17 protein-coding genes and 1 tRNA gene are annotated in these 17455 nt (G+C 67.3%); 5 read left to right on the plus strand and 13 right to left on the minus strand.

The features are described from left to right. Positions 1-20: 20 nt before the first annotated feature. A complete protein-coding gene (locus ACUXVX_RS10975) occupies positions 21-212 on the plus strand; it encodes an EamA family transporter (RefSeq protein WP_446308338.1) in 192 nt (63 codons plus the stop codon). A gap of 10 nt (positions 213-222) precedes the next feature. On the opposite strand, the gene ACUXVX_RS10980 is transcribed toward ACUXVX_RS10975, so the two are convergent. The 4 genes from ACUXVX_RS10980 to ACUXVX_RS10995 form a co-directional block, all read right to left on the minus strand. Continuing rightward, positions 223-1623, minus strand: a complete 1401-nt coding sequence (locus ACUXVX_RS10980) for a protein adenylyltransferase SelO (RefSeq protein ID WP_446308339.1) — start codon at positions 1621-1623, stop codon at positions 223-225. Beyond that, positions 1620-2087: a GNAT family N-acetyltransferase gene (locus ACUXVX_RS10985; protein ID WP_446308340.1), complete on the minus strand. Its 468-nt coding sequence runs from the start codon at positions 2085-2087 to the stop codon at positions 1620-1622. Before ACUXVX_RS10985 ends, ACUXVX_RS10980 begins: the two co-directional genes overlap by 4 nt. Then, the gene (locus ACUXVX_RS10990; RefSeq protein ID WP_446308341.1) at positions 2084-3025 is read right to left on the minus strand and encodes a nucleoside hydrolase; all 942 of its coding nucleotides are present in this window, start codon (positions 3023-3025) and stop codon (positions 2084-2086) included. The genes ACUXVX_RS10985 and ACUXVX_RS10990 overlap by 4 nt, the downstream gene beginning before the upstream one ends. 175 nt (positions 3026-3200) lie before the next feature. After that, entirely contained in the window at positions 3201-4415 is a 1215-nt protein-coding gene (locus ACUXVX_RS10995) for a bifunctional alpha/beta hydrolase/OsmC family protein (RefSeq protein ID WP_446308342.1), read from the minus strand. A 53-nt stretch (positions 4416-4468) separates the two neighbouring features. On the opposite strand from ACUXVX_RS10995, the gene ACUXVX_RS11000 reads away from it, so the two are divergent. Beyond that, the gene (locus ACUXVX_RS11000; protein WP_446308343.1) at positions 4469-5356 is read left to right on the plus strand and encodes an endonuclease/exonuclease/phosphatase family protein; all 888 of its coding nucleotides are present in this window, start codon (positions 4469-4471) and stop codon (positions 5354-5356) included. A 59-nt stretch (positions 5357-5415) separates the two neighbouring features. Here ACUXVX_RS11000 and ACUXVX_RS11005 read toward each other — a convergent pair whose 3' ends face one another. Next, a complete protein-coding gene (locus ACUXVX_RS11005) occupies positions 5416-6222 on the minus strand; it encodes a lytic murein transglycosylase (RefSeq protein ID WP_446308344.1) in 807 nt (268 codons plus the stop codon). A gap of 120 nt (positions 6223-6342) precedes the next feature. After that, positions 6343-7677, minus strand: a complete 1335-nt coding sequence (gene dddP, locus ACUXVX_RS11010; protein WP_446308345.1) for a dimethylsulfonioproprionate lyase DddP — start codon at positions 7675-7677, stop codon at positions 6343-6345. Positions 7678-7785: 108 nt separating this feature from the next. On the opposite strand from dddP, the gene ACUXVX_RS11015 reads away from it, so the two are divergent. Next, positions 7786-8547, plus strand: coding sequence for a heme-dependent oxidative N-demethylase family protein (locus ACUXVX_RS11015; protein WP_446308346.1), 762 nt, complete (start codon positions 7786-7788; stop codon positions 8545-8547). Here the strand turns inward: ACUXVX_RS11015 and ACUXVX_RS11020 are convergent. The 6 genes from ACUXVX_RS11020 to ACUXVX_RS11045 all read right to left on the minus strand — a co-directional run bounded on the left by ACUXVX_RS11020 (position 8544) and on the right by ACUXVX_RS11045 (position 14846). Next, a complete protein-coding gene (locus tag ACUXVX_RS11020) occupies positions 8544-10064 on the minus strand; it encodes a hypothetical protein (RefSeq protein WP_446308347.1) in 1521 nt (506 codons plus the stop codon). The two genes, ACUXVX_RS11015 and ACUXVX_RS11020, sit on opposite strands and share 4 nt — an antisense overlap. 115 nt (positions 10065-10179) lie before the next feature. Continuing rightward, positions 10180-10491: a hypothetical protein gene (locus ACUXVX_RS11025; RefSeq protein WP_446308348.1), complete on the minus strand. Its 312-nt coding sequence runs from the start codon at positions 10489-10491 to the stop codon at positions 10180-10182. Positions 10492-10551: 60 nt separating this feature from the next. Continuing rightward, complete coding sequence (locus tag ACUXVX_RS11030; RefSeq protein WP_446308349.1) at positions 10552-11940, minus strand: nucleobase:cation symporter-2 family protein; 1389 nt, start codon at positions 11938-11940, stop codon at positions 10552-10554. 234 nt (positions 11941-12174) lie between these two features. After that, positions 12175-12909, minus strand: a complete 735-nt coding sequence (locus ACUXVX_RS11035) for a hypothetical protein (protein ID WP_446308350.1) — start codon at positions 12907-12909, stop codon at positions 12175-12177. A gap of 135 nt (positions 12910-13044) precedes the next feature. Then, positions 13045-14451, minus strand: coding sequence for a type I glutamate--ammonia ligase (gene glnA / locus ACUXVX_RS11040; protein WP_222469500.1), 1407 nt, complete (start codon positions 14449-14451; stop codon positions 13045-13047). A 56-nt stretch (positions 14452-14507) separates the two neighbouring features. Next, positions 14508-14846, minus strand: coding sequence for a P-II family nitrogen regulator (locus ACUXVX_RS11045; RefSeq protein ID WP_222469499.1), 339 nt, complete (start codon positions 14844-14846; stop codon positions 14508-14510). Between the two features lie 179 nt (positions 14847-15025). Between ACUXVX_RS11045 and ACUXVX_RS11050 the strand changes: the two genes are divergently transcribed. Next, complete coding sequence (locus ACUXVX_RS11050) at positions 15026-16654, plus strand: NAD(P)H-hydrate dehydratase (protein WP_446308351.1); 1629 nt, start codon at positions 15026-15028, stop codon at positions 16652-16654. 28 nt (positions 16655-16682) lie between these two features. On the opposite strand, the gene ACUXVX_RS11055 is transcribed toward ACUXVX_RS11050, so the two are convergent. Further along, the gene (locus tag ACUXVX_RS11055; RefSeq protein ID WP_446308352.1) at positions 16683-17180 is read right to left on the minus strand and encodes a Hint domain-containing protein; all 498 of its coding nucleotides are present in this window, start codon (positions 17178-17180) and stop codon (positions 16683-16685) included. 158 nt (positions 17181-17338) lie between these two features. On the opposite strand from ACUXVX_RS11055, the gene ACUXVX_RS11060 reads away from it, so the two are divergent. After that, positions 17339-17420 (plus strand) — tRNA-Leu (locus tag ACUXVX_RS11060). The last annotated feature ends 35 nt before the right edge of the window (positions 17421-17455 follow it).

The following is a 17455-nucleotide window of genomic DNA, read 5'->3' on the forward strand; positions in this document are numbered from 1 at the left end:
GTGCGGGATTTCTGTTCTGGATGTGGATCCTGAAGATCTACCCGGCAAGTTCGGTGGCGAGCTTCGGGTTTTTGACGCCGGTCTTCGCCAGCCTGCTTGGCTGGTTGATGCTGAACGAGGCGTTGCGGCCTTCGGTGCTGATGGCGCTGGTGCTGGTGGCTGCCGGGCTGTGGCTGGTGAACCGGCCCGTGGGGCGTGTGCGCACCCAGTGACGAGGCCGGATCAGGTGCCGCAGAAGGTGGCTTGCACGACCTCATGAGGCTCGGGGGGCAGGCGCAGGTCTTCGCTGCCTTCGGGCGGGTCGTAGGGCCGTGCCAGCGCTTCGATCAGCCGGGTGGCGGGGGCGAGGTTGCCTGCGACGGCGGCCTGAATCGCCTCTTCGATGCGATGGTTGCGCGGGATGATGGCGGGGTTGGCCTGCGCCATCATCTGAAGGTCCGGCGTGCGGGCCTGCCAGCGGCCATGCCATGCGGCGAAGGCGAGGCTGTCGGGCAGCGGGTTATGGCCCTCGGTGAGGGCGCGGAAGGTGTTGGTGAAATCGGCCTCTTCCTCGGCCATGATCCCGAGGAGGTCGGTGATCAGGGGCAGGTCGTCCGCCGTGGCCTCGGACAGGCCGAGCTTGGCGCCGAAGCGGGCGATATATGCGTTCTGGTAGGCATCGCGGAAAGCGTTCACCCGTTCGGTGGCCTCGGGGATCGCCTCTTCGCCGCCCATGATGGGCAGGAGCGCGGAGGCAAGCTGGGCGAGGTTCCAGCCGCCGATCTGGGCCTGCTGGTCGTAGGCGTAGCGGCCCATCCGGTCGATGGAGGAATAGACGGTTTGCGGGTGGTAGCCATCCATGAAGGCGCAGGGGCCGTAATCGATGGTCTGGCCGGAGATGGCCATGTTGTCGGTGTTCATGACGCCGTGGATGAAACCGAGAGACATCCAATGGGCGATGAGCTTGGCCTGCGCCGCAACCACGGTGGAGAGTAGGCCCATCGGGCCCTCGGCCTCAGGGTAGTGGCGTTTGAGCGCGTAGGCGGTGAGCGCCTCCAGCGCCTCGGTGTCATTTCGGGCGGCGAAATACTGGAAGGTGCCGACGCGGATGTGGCTGGCGGCGACGCGGGTGAGGATGGCGCCGGGGTAGGCGCGCTCGCGCTGCACCCGCTCGCCGGTGGCCACGGCGGCCAGCGCGCGGGTGGTGGGCACGCCCATCGCATGCATGGCCTCGGAGACGATGAACTCGCGCAGGACCGGCCCGAGCCATGCCCGGCCATCGCCGTTGCGCGAATAGGGGGTGCGACCGGAGCCTTTGAGCTGGATGTCGAAGGTGCCTTGGGGCGTTTCGACCTCACCCAGAAGCAGCGCCCGGCCATCACCCAGTTGGGGCGACCAGCCGCCGAATTGGTGGCCGGCGTAGACCTGCGCGATGGGGCTGTGTTGGGCGGGGGGCGCATTGCCGGAGAGCAGGGCGAGGCCCTCGGGGGACTTCAGCGCCTCCGGGTCGAGCCCGAGGCTGCCGGCCAGCGCCTCGTTCAGCAGCAGGAGTTCGGGCGCGGCGACAGGCTCGGCCTCCTGCGCATGAAAGAAGCGGGGGCCGAGGGCGGTGTAGCTTTGGGTCAGGGGCAGGTGGAGGGTCATGCCTTGGGAGGTTTGCTGAGGTCCTTTGACATCAGGACGTAGCGCTCGCGCAGTTCGAAGCCAGAGCGGCGGTAGAGGCGTTGGGCCTTCTCGTCATCGCGGTCGACCTCCATGTGCATGAAGCGGACCCCGGCGGCGGCCAGCGCGGGCAGCAGCTTGTGGAGGGCTTCAGCGCCGATGCCGCGACCACGGACGGAGGGGCGGATCCAGAATTCATCGATGAAGCCGTCGATCCCGCCCATCTCGATGGCCCAGCCGAAGCAGACGCAGATGTAGCCCACCGGGGCGCGGCGGGGGCCGATCAGGTAGATCGCGCCGAGCGGGTTGCCCTCGAGCAGCGGAAGGACGGCGCTGGCACGGTGCTCGTCGGAGAGGTCGAGGCCGAACTCCTCGTGGAAGCGGGCGACCATGGAGAGGACGCGGTCGGCATCATCGGGGCCGGCGAGGTGAATCTGGGCGCTCATGGCAGGGCTGCCAGACGCTCGGTGAGGAGCTTGAAGAAACCGGGCGCATCGACGGTGCCCATGAAGATGGCGTTCGGGGCGCGGTCAGTGACGCCCCACCAGTCGGCCACGGTCATGCCGCGGGTGAGGGGCGAGGCGACCTCGATCTCGACGTTGATGTGGCGGCCGGTGAAAAGGGTGGGGTCGAGCAGGTAGGCGATGGTGGAGGGGTCGTGCAGCGGCGCACCCTCAGAGCCGTATTTGGCGGTATCGAAGCGCTCGAAGAAGCCGATCCAGCCTGCGACCACCTCGCCGGTGCGGTTGCCGAGGGCGCGGATCGCCTCGACCCGGGGGCGGGTGACGAGCATCTTGTGGGTCACGTCGAGCGACATGACAGTGAGCGGGACGCCGGATTTGAACACGATGTCAGCGGCTTCGGGATCGACGTAGATGTTGAACTCGGCGGCGGGCGTGTAGTTGCCGACCTCGAAATAGGCGCCGCCCATGAGCACGATTTCGGCGATCTTGGGAGCGATATCGGGCGCTTTTTGCAGGGCGGTGGCGATGTTGGTGAGGGGGGCCAGCGGGCAGAGGGTAACGGTGCCGGGCGGCTCGGCGCGGAGTGTTTCGATGATGAAGTCAACGGCGTGCTGCTCTTGCAGGGGGAGCGTGGGCTGAGGGAGGTCGTAGCCATCCAGCCCGGTCTGGCCGTGGACGTGCTCGGCGGTGGTGAGGCTGTGAGCCAGCGGCTTCTCGCAGCCGGCGAAGACGGGGATATCGGTGCGGCCGGCCACCTCGACTGCTTTGCGGGCATTGAGGGAGGTGAGCGCCAGCGGGATGTTGCCGGCGACGGCGGTGATGCCGAGCACTTCGAGCTCGGGTGAGGCAAGGGCGAGCAGAATCGCCACGGCGTCATCCTGGCCGGGATCGGTGTCGATTATGATCTTGCGGGGGGACATGGCGGCTCCTTTGGCGCGGAGAGTGGGGCGGGGGGTGCGGGATGTCCAGCCGGTCGGACGGGGTGCAGGGGTGGAGTGGGGGCTCTGCCCCGACACCCCCGGGAATATTTCCGGCAAGAGAATGGAGCTGGGGCAGGGACAAATTTGGACGAATTGTACGGGGTGGGCCGGTCCGTCAGTCGGCGAGCGTGGTGGCGATCTCGGAGCTTTGTTCGAGGGTGCGGTGGACCGGGCATTTGTCGGCGATCGCGAGCAGGCGCTGGCGCTGGTCGGGAGTGAGATCGCCGGTCAGGTGAATGGTGCGGTGGAAGTGATCGACCTTGGCGGGAGCCTCGGTTTCGGCATCTGTCGCGTGCTGCTTGTCGTGGGTGACATCGACGCTGACGTGGGTGAGGGGCCAGCCTTTGCGGCGGGCGTACATGCGGATGGTCATGGAGGTGCAGGCGCCGAGGCCGGCGGCGAGGAAGCCGTAGGGGGTCATCCCGCGGTTGGTGCCGCCGAAGCTGACCGGCTCGTCGGCGAGCGTGTGGTGATGGGGGCCGGATTGCACGTCTTGTAGAAACCCCTCTGGGTCGGCCTCGGAGACGCGGGTGACGCCCTCCGGCGCGCCTTCTGGCGCGGGCGGCTCGGGGAGGTCGAGGTAGCGGTCGGCCCAGGTGGCGATGACCTCTGCGGCGTATTCGGCGTCGTCCGCAGTGGTCACCAGATGGTCGGCGTCATCGAGGGTGACGAAGCTCTTGGGGTGCTTGGCGGCGGTGAAGATCTGGGTGGCGTTCTCGATGCCCACCACGGCGTCGCGGGGCGCGTGGAGGATCAGGAGGGCGCGGTGAAGATCGGCGATGTCGGGGGCGAGGTTTTCGGCGCGGACATCGTCGAGGAACGCGCGCCGTATGGTGAAAGGGCGGCCGCCAAGGTCGACCTCGGCGGCGCCTTCGGCCTGGATGGTCTCGATCGCGGGGCCGAAGTTGTGGGTGACATGGGCCGGGTCGAAGGGGGCGCCGATGGTTGCGATGGCCTTCGCGCTCTCGATCCGGCGGGCGGCCTTGAGCATGGCGGCGCCACCGAGGCTGTGGCCGATGAGGAGGGAAGGGGCCATGCCCTGCGCCGCGAGCCATGCGGCGGCGGCCTCGAGATCGGCCACGTTTGAGGTGAAATCGGTATTGGCGAACTCGCCCTCGGAATGGCCCAGCCCGGTGAAGTCGAAGCGCAGCACGGCGAAGCCCTCCGCGGCCAGCCGGGCGGCGATGCGGCGGGCGGCGGGGATATCCTTGGAGCAGGTGAAGCAATGGGCGAAGAGTGCGGTCGCCAGATGCTCCCCTTCGGGCCGGTCGAGCCGGGCGGCGAGGGCGTGGCCGGAGGCGGAGGGGAAGGTGATGCGTTCGGTGGGCATGGGCGGCTCCGCGGGGTAAGGGTTGGCCCTGTTGTGAAAGGATTCGACGCGGGATGGAACTGATCCGGGGTGTGATGGTGGTGGTGGCCCTGCTGGGTCTGGGTGCGCTCGGGGCGAGCTTTGCCGGACGCTGGTGGGCTTGGGGCGACAGCCTTGCGGTGGCGCGCAGCACGTTGGGTTTGGCCGGGTTGGTCTGGCTCGTTCTATGCGGTTTGGCGGGCGCGATGACGTGGGGCTGGGTCGGCGCGCTCTGGTTGGTGGTGCTGGCGGCGCTGGCGCCTGTGGGTTGGGCCAAATGGAGGCCGGAGACGGGCGGGGCGGCGGCGCTGGTGCTTTACCAGAAGAACATGAACTTCCGGATGCCGTCGGTGGAGCCGCTGCTGGCGGATATCTTAGAGGTCGCGCCTGATCTGGTGACGCTTCAGGAGGTGGATGCGGACAACCGTGCGATCCTCGCGGCGCTGGCAGAGCGCTATCCGGGGCAGCACAGTTGCGACTTTACCGGGGTGGGCGGACCGGCGGTATTGGCGAAGTGGCCCGTGTTGGAGACGGCCTGCGGCTATGGCTGGGCCGCGATGCAGGTGGATCATCCGGACGGGGCCTTCTGGCTGGTGTCGGTGCATCTGCATTGGCCCGCGCCCCATGCGCAGCACGCCCATCTGGCGCAGGCGCTGCCCGAGTTGGCGGCTCTGGAGGGGCCCGTCTTCATGGGGGGAGACTTCAACATGGTGCCGTGGTCGGGCGCGATGGCGCGGGTGGGCGAGGCCGTGGGCGGTGTGATGGTCGGCAAGGCGCGGCTGAGCATCGAGCAGATCGGCGGCAAGCTGTGGTTGCCGATCGACCATGTGCTGGCGCCCAAAGGCTGGGGCGGGCGCAGTGTGACGCGCCCGCAGCTTGGGTCAGACCATTTTGGTGTGGTGGCGGAGTTGGTGGCGCCTTGAGCGGCGCAGGTGCGCGGTAAGGCGGGACGCGTCCCGCCCTACGGTGCAGCGCGAGCAGATCAGCCGTCGATGGCGGTGCCCATGATGGCGAGGCTCTGCTGGTAGACGGTGGCGGCGTTCCACTCTTTCAGGACACGGAAGTTGTGGGTGCCTTCGCCGTAGGGCTGCCCCGCGCGCCAGCCCTTGGCGCGCAGGTAGTTGGCGGTGGAGGCCAGCGCGTCGGACTGGTTGTTCAGGTCCAGCCGGCCATCGCCATTGCCATCGACGCCATACTTCAGCGCGTTGCCCGGCAGGAACTGGGTGTGGCCCAGCTCGCCGTGCTTGGCGCCAATGGCACCGGGCGACATGATCCCGCGGTCGATCATCCGCAGTGCGGCGATGGCGTGGGGCAGGAAGAAGGCCGGGCGGCGGCAGTCGTAGGCGAGGGTGATGGTGGCGTTCAGCACGTTGCTGTCGCCCATGTAATTGCCAAAGGCGGTTTCCATCCCGTGGATCGCGATGATGATCCCGGCGGGCACGCCGAAGCGCTGCTCCAGCCCGTTGTAATAGTTGGCATTGCGCGCGCGGCGCTTCTTGCCTTGGGCGATGATGGTGTTGGAGCCGCGCACCTGCATGAACTTTTGCAGGCTGTACTTGAAGCTCTTCTGGTTGCGGTCGGCGGCGATGGTGCGCTTCGCGTAGCTGGTCCCGGCGAGGGCCTGAAGGCCGCGCTGGCCGATGCCGTTCTGCTGCGCCACCTTGGCGAAATCTTTCTTCCAGGCCTCGAAACCGCCAGCGTTGTTGCCGCAGCCGATGGCCATGGCGGAGGCCGGGACGAGGGCGATGAGGGCGGCGGTGAGGAGAGGTTTGAAGAGGGGTTTCAACATGGGGACAATGCCTCGGAAAAATGAACTTTCCGGCAGGTTAAGGGGGCGGCGGGGAATGGCCAAGTCACAAACCGGCTATGGCGGATTTTTGCCGGGTGCGATGACGTTTGCGTCAAGCTGTCAGGACAGCAAGCGGGGGTCGAAGGGGTAGGAAGAGAGGCGCTCGTGCCCGGACTCAGTGACGAGCACCTGCTCTTCGAGCTTGATGCAGAAGTCGCCCGGCGTTTCGCCCACCAGCGCTTCGACGCAGAGCACCATGCCGGGGAGCAAGGGGTAATCGAAGCCGCCGTGATCATCTTCGGGGTAGGCGACGTGGGGCCACTCGTCGCATAGGCCAACGCCGTGGGCGAGGCAGGAGTAGCGGCCTGCGGTGTATTGCGGTGCGAGGCGGTGGCTCTGGGCTGTCCACTCGGGGATGGTGAGGCCGGGGCGGATGAGGGCCATGTTGGCCTCGATGTGTTCGACGGCATGGGCCATTGCGGCGCGCATGGGGGCGGGGGCCGGACCATCGCCCAGCCACCATGTGCGGGAGATGTCGGTGCAGATGCCATAGGGGCCGATAAGGTCTGTATCGAAGGCGAGGATCTCGTTTTGCTGCACCTCTCGGGGGCCGCATTCCTGAAACCACGGGTTGGTGCGGGGGCCGGAGGTGAGCAGGCGGGTTTCGATCCACTCGCCGCCGCGGCGGATGTTCTCGGCGTGGAGGACGGCCCAGATATCATTTTCGGTCACGCCGCCTTTGGGCACGTGGGTGCGGGCGAAATCTTCCATCACCTGCATGGAGGCCTCGCAGGCGTGGATGGCGCAGCGCATGGCGGCGATCTCATCGGGGCATTTCACCGCGCGGGCGTGTTCGGTGACCTCTTCGCCGGGGAGCAGCTCGAAACCTTGCTGGCGCAGGGCATCGACGCCGTGGAGCATGGGCTTGTCGACCGCGAGGCGGCGGTTGCCCGGGCTGTGGGCGGCGAGGATTTCGCCCACTTCGGCAGAAAAGCGGCGGGCGGCGTCGGCGGTGGTGTCGCCGGTGGCGAAGTAGAACATGGAGGCCCCGCCGCGCCGCTCGGAAACCAGCGGGTTGAACTCGGAGAGAAACGGCGAGCGGTCATAATCCCAGAGCACCATGTGGCCATCGGGGCAGACGAGGCAGGCGCGGAACGGGTTGTGGGCGTTCCAGAGCTGCATGTTGGTGCTGTCTGTGGCGTAGCGGATGTTGAGCGGGTCGAACATCAGCAGGCCGGCGTAGTCGCGGGTTTGCAGCGCGCTTGTGAGGCGGGAGAGGCGGTAGGCGCGGAGGGTGGCGAGGTTGGGGGCGGCGAGGCCGGCGGCCTCCCACTCCCGCAGGGCGAGGGGCGTTGGGCCGATCTCGACCCGGTTGGCATCGTTGGGGGTGCCATCGGGCAGGCGGGCGCCGCGGGTGGGGTCGATCTTGCGGGTGGCGGCGTAGGGCGTGTCCATGCTGCAAGGGTGGCGGCGGGACGCGGGGTGAGTCTGAGCGGTTTGCGACGCGCGGGGCGTCGGTTTTGTGGGCTTGTGGGGCGTGCGGGATTTGCCCACGGTGTGGGGATGGAAGCGATTTTGCAGACGCGATTGGGAGAGCTGCCGCCCGGCTACGGGCGGCTGCCGGGGACGGGGCCGCTGGATATGGCGCGGTGGCTGATGGTGGATGACGCCTATGCCGCCCAGATGGCAGAGCGGGAGCGGTTGTTGCGCGATCATCGCGGCGAGGTGGTGGCAATGGAGCCGGGCCGTGAGGCCGTGGCCGCGGAGGCGCTGCGCATGGTGCTGGCGCATCTGGGCGAGCGGGAGGAGTGGGCTGAGGAGGCGGGCCGGGTGACCTGCCCGGATGGGCGAAGGGTCACGGTCGACGAGGCCGACCCGCTGGGCACGCTGGGGCGGCTCATTGCTGAAGATATCTGCCTGCTGGAAGCGCGCGACGGGGCGCAGGTGCTGGTGGGCGCGGTGCTGTGCTTTCCGTCCCGCTGGGTGCTGGCGGAGAAGATCGGGAGGCCGATGCTGCGCATTCATGCGCCGGTGCCGGGCTATGGCGAGGCTCTGAACGCGCGGGTGGAACGGATGATGGGGGCGCTCAGGCCGGGCGTGGGACTGTGGCGGGCGAATGGGCATTTTCACTCGGACCCGATGCTGTTCTACCCACGCCCCGAGGTCGCGAAGAAGGAATGGGAGGCGGAGGCGCGGTATTTCAGGAGTGAGCGGCAGGCGCTGATCCGGATGCCGGAGACAGGGGCGACGCTGTTCTCGATCCACACAACGGTGGTGGAGGCCTCGGCCCTGACCGAGGCGCAAAGGGCGCGGGTAACCGGCTAGAAGATACCGCCGAGCAGGGCGGACCAGCCGGAGCGGGGCTCGCCATAGCTCTCGTAATAGTCGCGCTCGACGAGATTGGTCGGCTCATAGGCGGAGCCGCTGACGAGTGAGACCTCGCCGCCCATGACAAGCGACATCAGATCCATGTAGCCGAGCTGCGGCGAGGCGCCGGTGAGCACGGCGCCGAAGACCACGAGGCAGGCGAGGCCGCCATAGACGTAGTAGGGCATCGGGCGCAGCAGGTGCAGCACGAGCATCAGCGCGGCGGCGATGGGGTGGACCATGGCGACGGCGGCGATGGCGAGCCACGGCAGGGCCTTTTGCAGGCCGGGCGAGGTGGCGGCGGTCTGCCAGCCGGGGATGCCCGCGCCGAAGAGGAAGCCGACCCATTGCATCTGCTTCACATGGGCCTCCGACTTGCGCTTCTCGCGATCCATCCGGTCTTTCGAGGCGGCGCGCAGGGCATCGATGCCGCCGAGGGCATCGCTGGCGGTGCCTGCGAGGCCGCCCATGGCGTTGGGGCGCATGACCCCGGCGGTGGCGGCCTGACCGATGCGCTCGCGGGCGGCGGAATCGGGCGTGGAGAAGAAATCATCCACCGCGTTGCCGGTTTTACCAGCGGGCTGCAGGGGACCGGCGGGGGCGGTTTCTGGCGCGGCTTCGGCCATGCCTTCGGGGTTGTAGGCGCCCTCGGGTTGAAGCTGGAACACGCCCTCGCGCTCGCGCAAGGTCAGCTCGATATGGCCCTGCGGATACTCCTCCGAGGGTGGCTTCATCGCCACCGCGATCATCTCGCCGGGGGAGGCGCCGAACTGGGCACCATCGCCGAGGATGCGCCCGTTCTCGCGGCAGTGGTCGATGAAGGCATAGGCGCGGTCGAGCAGGTAGGGCAGGCGGGCCGGGGCCTCGCGGAAGAGCAGCGGGCGGCCAAGCACCTGATCGGCGCGGTCCAGCCGGAAGCCGATACATTGGGTGCCCTCGGCGACCCGGCCCGAGGAGAACGGCTGGGGATGGCAGAAGAGCGGCAGGGGGAAGAGCACATCGGCCATCGCCAGAAAGCGCTCGGGTGAAAACAGCTGATCGGACTGGCCCCAGTGGATCGCCAGCGGCTCGGCCTCCATCGCGATGTGGCTGGTGGCAATCTGGGTGAGGGCCAACAGGGTCTCGAAGGTTTCCTGGCTGCCGGCGTCGAAGCCCTTGGCCTCGGCCACCACGGCGACGAAGGCATGGTGCGCGGCGACTTCGGCGGGGCCGTTCAGCCCGGTGAGGCGGGTGTAATCGGAGGCCATGGCCTTGGCGAGGCGGGTCTCGGTGAGCCGTTTGCCCGCCATCGCGATGGTGAGCGACAGGCCCTGCGACTCCAGTTTGGCGCCTTGGCCCGGCTTCATGGTGGTGGTTTGCAGCGCAATCCCGGCGGGCGCCATGATGGCGTTCACCTGCTCCGCGATGGCGGCGAAATCCGGGTTGGGGACGGCGGCGTAGAGAAGCGCGGCGTCGACCTTGGCGGGAAGGGGCATGTTATTGCCTCTGTTCTGTTTGCACTGCTTGGCCCGCGTGATGGCAGGGCAATCGGGCCTTTCTAGGGCGGGCAGGGGGCGCGAATGGGCGAGGTGGGTGGCCGTGGGGGTGGCGTCAGCCAGTGGCGGCCTCGTGGAAGACTATCAGCCCTTCGACCCATGCGGTGAAGCGGGCGGGGCCGGAGGCTTTGTCTTTCAGGTGGACGGCGCAGCCCTTGTGGGCGGTGAGCGCGGCCTCGGCGATGGCGAGGCGGTCGGCCATCGGGCTGCCTGCGCCCATCGCCACGGCATCGAGCGGGTGGGCGGCGATCACGGCCTGCGCCTCGGCCAGCTTGGTGGCTGGGTGACAATGGGCGCGGGGCGCGAGGGCGGCGCAGGTTTGAACAATCACATCGGGGCGGGAGCCGACGAGGAGGAGGTGGAGCATGGGGTGGCCTCGCGCTGGGGTGGCGCGAGGGTGGCATGGGGCGCGGCGCGGGGAAAGCGCTCAGATGCCCTGTTCGATGCTGTCTTGCAGCGCGTCCTGCGGCTCGGGTTGCTCGGCGCCCGAAGTGTCGGGGATTGCCAGCGACAGGATGATGGCGGAAAGGCCGGAGAGGGTGATCGGCGTGGCGACCACCTGTTTGAAGAAGGCGGGCAGGTGCTGGGTGGCCTCGGGCACGAGGGTCACGCCAAGGCCGAGGCCGAAGCTGACGGCCATGATGTAGACCTTGCGGCGGTCGATCTCCTGCGTGGCCAGAATGCGGATTCCGGCAACGGCGATGGTGCCGAAGAGCACCAGCGTGGCCCCGCCGAGCACCGGCTTGGGGACCAGCAGGAAGACCTGCCCGATCACCGGCAGGAAGCCCAGCACGACGAGGATGCCCGCGATGTAGAGGCCGACATGGCGGGAGGCGACGCCGGTCATCTGGATGACGCCGTTGTTCTGCGAAAACGTGGTGTTGGGGAAGGTGTTGAAGAGCGCGGCGAGGCCGGAGTTGATGCCGTCTGCGAGGATGCCCCCCTTGATCCGCTTGAGGTAGACCGGCCCCTTGACCGGCTGGCCGGAGATCACGGAGTTGGCGGTGAGGTCGCCGGAGGTTTCGATGGCCGTGACGAGGAAGACGAAGGCGATGGGCAGGAAGAGCAGCAGGTCGAAATCCAGCCCGTATTTGAGCGGCTGCGGGATGGCCACCCAGTCGCCCTGACCGAGGCGGGAGAAGTCCACCATGCCGAAAAGCGCGGCCACCACGGTGCCGAGCAGGATGCCGATCATGATGGCCGAGATGCGCAGGGTGGGGTTGCCGAGGAAGGTGCAGGTGAGGATGACTGCCATGACCAGCGCCCCGAGCGCGAGGTTAAGCGGCGCCCCGAGGCTCTCGCCCGCCGTAGCGCCGCCCGCGAAATCGGTGAAGCCGACCTTCACGAGGCTGAGGCCGATCACGGTGATGACGATGCCGGTGACGGTGGGGGTGATGATGCGGCCCAGCTTGGTGATGAATTGCGACAGGATGATCTCGACGAGGCAGCCGACGAGGCAGAGGCCGAAGATCATCGCCAGCATGTCTTCTGGAGCGCCGCCATCGTTTTTGACCGCGAAGCCCGCGGCGAGGATCGGCCCGAGGAAGGCGAAGGAGGTGCCCTGCACCGAGAGCAGGCCGGAGCCGACCGGGCCGAGGCGGTAGCATTGGATGAAGGTCGCCACGCCGGAGACGAAGAGCGACATGGCGATGAGGTAGGGGATCAACGGGCCGAGGCCGAGCACGCCGCCGATGACGAGGCTGGGCGTGACGATGCCGACGATGGAAGCGAGGATGTGCTGGAGCGCGGCAAGGGCGGCGGGGCCGGGGGCGGGCGTGTCTTCAAGCCCGTAGATCAGCGTGCTCTGGTCTGACATCGGTGTCCCCCTCGGTGTCATGTCCCTCAATGCGAAGTCGTGGAGGGGCAGCCTCGCGCAGGCCGCTCCCCCGGTGGAATGCTGCGCCCGGGGCGGGCGCTTCGCCAATGGAGCGGGGTCGGGCGGCGGGGCGGAGGGCACGGCGTTGTGCGTTTTCCGGCCGGATGCGCCGGGTTTGCCGGGTTTTTTGGCGTTTTGGGGATGGGAGCAGGGCATGGGTGCCCGCCCTGTCGGTCAGAGCGGAAAATGAACCAGCGCGAGGCCGGTCTCGTGGAGGCGCAGCAACCAACCGCCCTGCCAGAGGCGGAAAAGCTCGGCGTAGAGGCGGCTTTCGTCTTCGGTGAGCAGGGCGGAGATGATCCAGTCGCGGGGCGCGTAGGTGTTTCCGCCGGCCATGTAGAGCGGCTCGTCGAGAAAGTCGCGCGCGGCCTCGGTGGGCAGGGTCTCGGGTGGGATGGGGGCGAGGACGGAGCCTTCGAGCAGCACCGTGATGTCATCGGACCTGCGCAGGATCTCCTCCCCTTCGGGGGTGGTGCTGTCGGCGACGGCGCTGATGGAGACCTCCCAGGGCTCGTTCGTCCCGACCTGCTCGAAGAGGGTGGCGAGGCCGGGAATGGCGGCGCGGGCCTCGGCCTCTGGCATCGGCGCGGGGCGGCTGGATAGGAAGGCCTCTGTCCGCCGGTACAGCTCGGCGCCAAGTGGCAGGAGGGCAAGGCAGGCGCGGCGGGTTTCGGGCAGGCTGCGGGAGAACTCGCAGATCAGGCGGTAGTCGCGGTTGATCTCGTTGGGAAGCGGGTCGTCGCGGGTGCTGCCCTCGGCGATGAGTTTTTCGTCACGGTCGAAGATGTCGTGCCAGGCCAGTTGCCACTCGCGGTGCCGGGCCTTGACCCAGGCCCTCTGCTCGGCGCGCTCCGTGGGGAGCGGATCGGGGCGGGCGCCGGGGAGGAGGGCTTTGAGCCAGTTGGGCATGGGCAAGCTTTCGGTCGGGTTGTGCGGAGGCCAAATTGCCCAACCTGCGGGCCTTTGGAAAGGGGGGCTGGCGCTGCCCACGAAAAAGGGGCGCCCCGTGGAGCGCCCCTCTCGTGTTCACTGTCCCACGCTTTATCAGCAGGAGTAATACATTTTGTATTCCATCGGGTGCGGCGTGTGCTCGTAGGCGTAGATCTCTTCCCACTTGAGGTCCATGTAGCCCTCGATCTGGTCTTGGGTGAAGACATCGCCGGCGGTGAGGAAGTCGCTGTCTTTTTCCAGCTCTTCCATCGCCTCACGCAGCGAGGCGCAGACGGTGGGGATGCCGGCCAGCTCTTCGGGCGGCAGGTCGTAGAGGTCTTTGTCCATGGCTTCGCCGGGGTGGATCTTGTTCTTGATCCCGTCGAGGCCGGCCATCAGCAGAGCCGAGAAGCACAGGTAGGGGTTGGACGAGGGATCCGGGAAGCGGGCCTCGACGCGCTTGGCTTTCGGCGACTCGGCCCATGGGATACGGATGCAGCCCGAGCGGTTGTTGGCCGAATAGGCGCGCAGAACCGGGGCTTCGAAGCCGGGGATCAGGCGCTTGTAGCTGTTGGTCGAGGGGTTGGTGAAGGCGTTGAGTGCCTTGGCGTGCTTCAGGATGCCGCCGATGTAGTAGAGCGCCTCGTCGGAGAGGTCGGCATACTTGTCACCTGCGAAGAGCGGCTTGCCGTCTTTCCAGATCGACATGTTCACGTGCATGCCGGTGCCGTTGTCGCCCGCGATGGGCTTGGGCATGAAGGTGGCCGATTTGCCGTAGGCGTTGGCCACGTTGTGGATGACGTACTTGTACTTCTGAAGCTCGTCGGCCTGCTTGGTGAGCGAGCCGAAGATCAGGCCCAGCTCGTGCTGACAGGAGGCCACCTCGTGGTGGTGCTTGTCGACTTTCATGCCCATGCGCTTCATGGTCGAGAGCATCTCGGAGCGCAGATCCTGAGCGTCGTCGGTCGGGTTCACGGGGAAGTAGCCGCCCTTGATGCCGGGACGGTGGCCCATGTTGCCCATGTCGAACTCGGTGTCGGTGTTCCAGGCGGCGTCGCCTGCATCGACCTGGTAGCTCACCTTGTTCATCTCGACGGAATAGCGCACGTCGTCGAAGAGGAAGAACTCGGCCTCGGGGCCGAAGTAGGAGGTGTCACCGATGCCGGAGGACTTGAGGTAGGCTTCGGCCAGCTGGGCGGTGCCGCGCGGGTCGCGGTTGTAGGCCTCGCCGGTGTCGGGCTCGACCACGGAGCAGTGCACGCAGAGGGTCTTCTCGGCATAGAACGGGTCCATGTAGGCCGAGGAGGCATCGGGCATCAGCTTCATGTCGGACTTATCGATCGACTTCCAGCCGGCGATGGAGGAGCCGTCGAACATGAAGCCCTCTTCGAGGAAGTCCTCGTCGACCTGATCAGACATGACCGTGACGTGCTGAAGCTTGCCGCGCGGGTCGGTGAAGCGGATGTCGACGTATTCGACGTCTTCATCCTTGATTGTCTTGAGAACGTCCTTGTTGCTCATGATGACTTCTCTTTCTCCTTGCTAGAAGTATGGTCTCGGGCGGTTGGGCAGCGCGCTCAGAGCGCGTCTTCGCCGTCTTCGCCGGTGCGGATGCGGATGGCCTGTTCGATGGTGGAGACGAAGATCTTGCCGTCGCCGATCTTGTCGGTCTTGGCGGCGTTCATGATCGCCTCGATGGCGGCATCGAGCTGGTCATCGGCCAGCACCACCTCGATCTTCACCTTCGGCAGGAAATCGACGACGTATTCGGCACCACGATACAGCTCGGTGTGACCCTTCTGCCGCCCGAAGCCCTTGACCTCGATGACGGAAAGCCCCTGCACGCCGATGTCCTGGAGAGCCTCCTTCACGTCGTCGAGTTTGAAGGGTTTGATGATTGCCTCGATCTTTTTCATGACAGACCGACTCCCTTGATGTCCGTTCCGCTAGGGGTGAGAACACTTATCGCGCAGGGCGGCAACGGGGCCGCCTCACGCGCGGGTGAGCGTCTCGGGTGAATTCTCGGATGTGATGAAAAAATGTGCAAGTCGATTTGCGCTTGGGCGGTTTGGAAACTTTTTGGGCGGAGGGGCCGGTGGAACTTCTGACATCTGCACAAATGCGCGCCATTGAAGAGGCGGCGATTGCCTCGGGAGAGGCCACCGGGCTGGAGCTGATGGAACGCGCCGGGCGGGGCGTTGTGGAGGCGGTGTTCGAGGAGTGGCCGGAGTTCAGGGAGGGCGGCCGGAGGGCGCTAGTGCTCTGCGGGCCGGGGAATAATGGCGGCGACGGTTACGTGATCGCGCGGGTTCTGGAGGGGCGTGGCTGGGCGGTCAATCTGTTCGCATTCGAGGATGTGAGCAAGCTGCCTGCGGATGCCGCCGAGATGCACCGGCTCTGGGGCGGGGAGGCGCAGGCGATGGCGGTGGAGGCCGTATCGGCCTGCGAACGGCCTGACCTGATCGTGGATGCCGTGTTCGGCACGGGATTGACGCGGCCCTTGCCGGGGGCAGTGGCGGAGGTGCTGCGTCTGCCCCGGATGCTCGGATGGGAGGGAACTTCCCGCATCCGCAAGGTGGCCGTCGATTGCCCTTCGGGCCTGCCCCTCGATACCGGCCTGCCGGCGCGGGAGGGCGGTGGCCCGATGAAGGTGTGGCATGCCGATCTAACGGTGACGTTCCATACTGCAAAGGTCGGGCACTACATCGGGCGCGGTCCGAGCTTCTGCGGTGCGCTGAAGGTGGTCGACATCGGATTGAGGGACCGCGAGAGGCGTTCGGTGGTGGCGTCGCCCGACAGCGAGAGGGTGCGGCTGGTCGCGCCGCAATGGTTTCTTTCGAACGAGCGGGGCCACGAGCCAATCCCGGCGAAGGTCTGGCCACTCGGGAACATCATGAAGCGCCGGCTTGGTGGCCACAAATATGACCACGGCAGCGTGGCGGTGTTTGCGGGCGGCGTCGGGCGTGGCGGCGCGGCGCGGCTGGCGGCAAGGGCGGCGCTGCGGGTTGGCACGGGGCTGGTGACAGTGATCGCGCCGAAGGCGGCGCTGATCGAGAACGCGGCGCGGCTGGATGCGGTAATGCTGCGGGGGCTGGGCGAGGTGGCCGAGTTCGATGAGGTAGTGGACACGCGGGTGAGCGGGTTCGTCATTGGGCCGGGGTTAGGTGTGGGCGCGCGGACGCGGGAGATCGTCGCCGCGGCCTGTGCGCGGGATGACGAGTGGCGACGACCGGCGGTGGTGCTCGATGCGGATGCGCTGACGAGTTTCGCAGATGACCCGCAGGCGCTCTTCGCGCTGCTCCACGGGCGCTGCATCCTGACGCCGCACGAGGGCGAGTTCCGAAGGCTGTTCCCCGACTTGGCCGAGGGCTCCAAGGTCGACCGGGCGCGGGCGGCGGCGGCGCGGGCGGGCTGTGTCGTGCTATTGAAGGGTTCCGACACGGTCATTGCCTCGCCGGGCGGCGGGGCAAGCGTGCATTCGGCGGACTACGCGCGGTCTGCGCCCTGGCTGGCGACGGCGGGGGCTGGGGACGTGCTGGCGGGGCTGATCGCGGGGCTGGCGGCATCTCCCGTCTCGGCGGACCTGCACCAGATGGCAGAGGTCGCTGCCTGGCTGCATGTGGAATGCGCGCGCGAATTCGGGCCGGGGCTGATTGCGGAGGATTTGCCGGAGGTTTTGCCGCGCGTTTTGGCGCGGCTGGAGGGCGGGGAAGGTGCGCCATGAATGCGCACCCTACGCGGTGGCGGAGCGGTCAGGCGGCCTGGGCGGCCTCGTCGGGCTCGAAGGCGCATTCGAGCATGCCGATGTAGAGGATCTGGGGCGCGTCGAACTGCAGCGTGACCATTTCCATCCCCTTCAGCCGGGGCGTTCGGGTGATGTAGCCGCCGTCGACCAGCGCGGCGGCGGGGGCGAGGGCGGCGGAACTGCCGTAGAGCAGCTTGGCGCGCCAGTCGCGCAGCAGGAGCTTTTGCGCGGGGCTGACGTGCAGCAGGTCGGAGGGCCGGCCGTTGCCGAGTGCGTGGGGCGCCAACGCGATCGGCACGGCCTCGCAGGTGAAGCGGGTGAGGCCGGTCAGCCGGATCATGCCGGAGGTACGGGAGACGATCCTGTCTCCGGGCTCCAACTCGCCCAGTCGGCGCTCGCCATCGGCGGTCAGAATACGGGCGGAGGCGGAAATGCCCGCCGGCCCGAGATCGGGAGATTGCACCTGCGCTGCCCGGCGCAGGCCTCCCAGTGTCATGTCAGACATGGGGTGCTCGCTATGAAACTGCCTCGTTTTTCTTTCACGCTACCGTAAAGGAAGCGTTTAAGGCCAGAGTTATCCACAGGCTTTGGCCATTTTTGTGGCGGTTGATTTTCGGGCTTCCGTGGGTCGGGCAGCGCTGTTAGACACCGCACCCACGGATAGCGGGTGTGGCGAAATTGGTAGACGCACCAGATTTAGGTTCTGGCGCCGCGAGGCGTGGGGGTTCAAGTCCCTCCACCCGCACCGAAATTCTCTCAGGGCAGGTCTTCAGATGGTGG

The organism is Vannielia sp. SX4 (assembly GCF_052828525.1).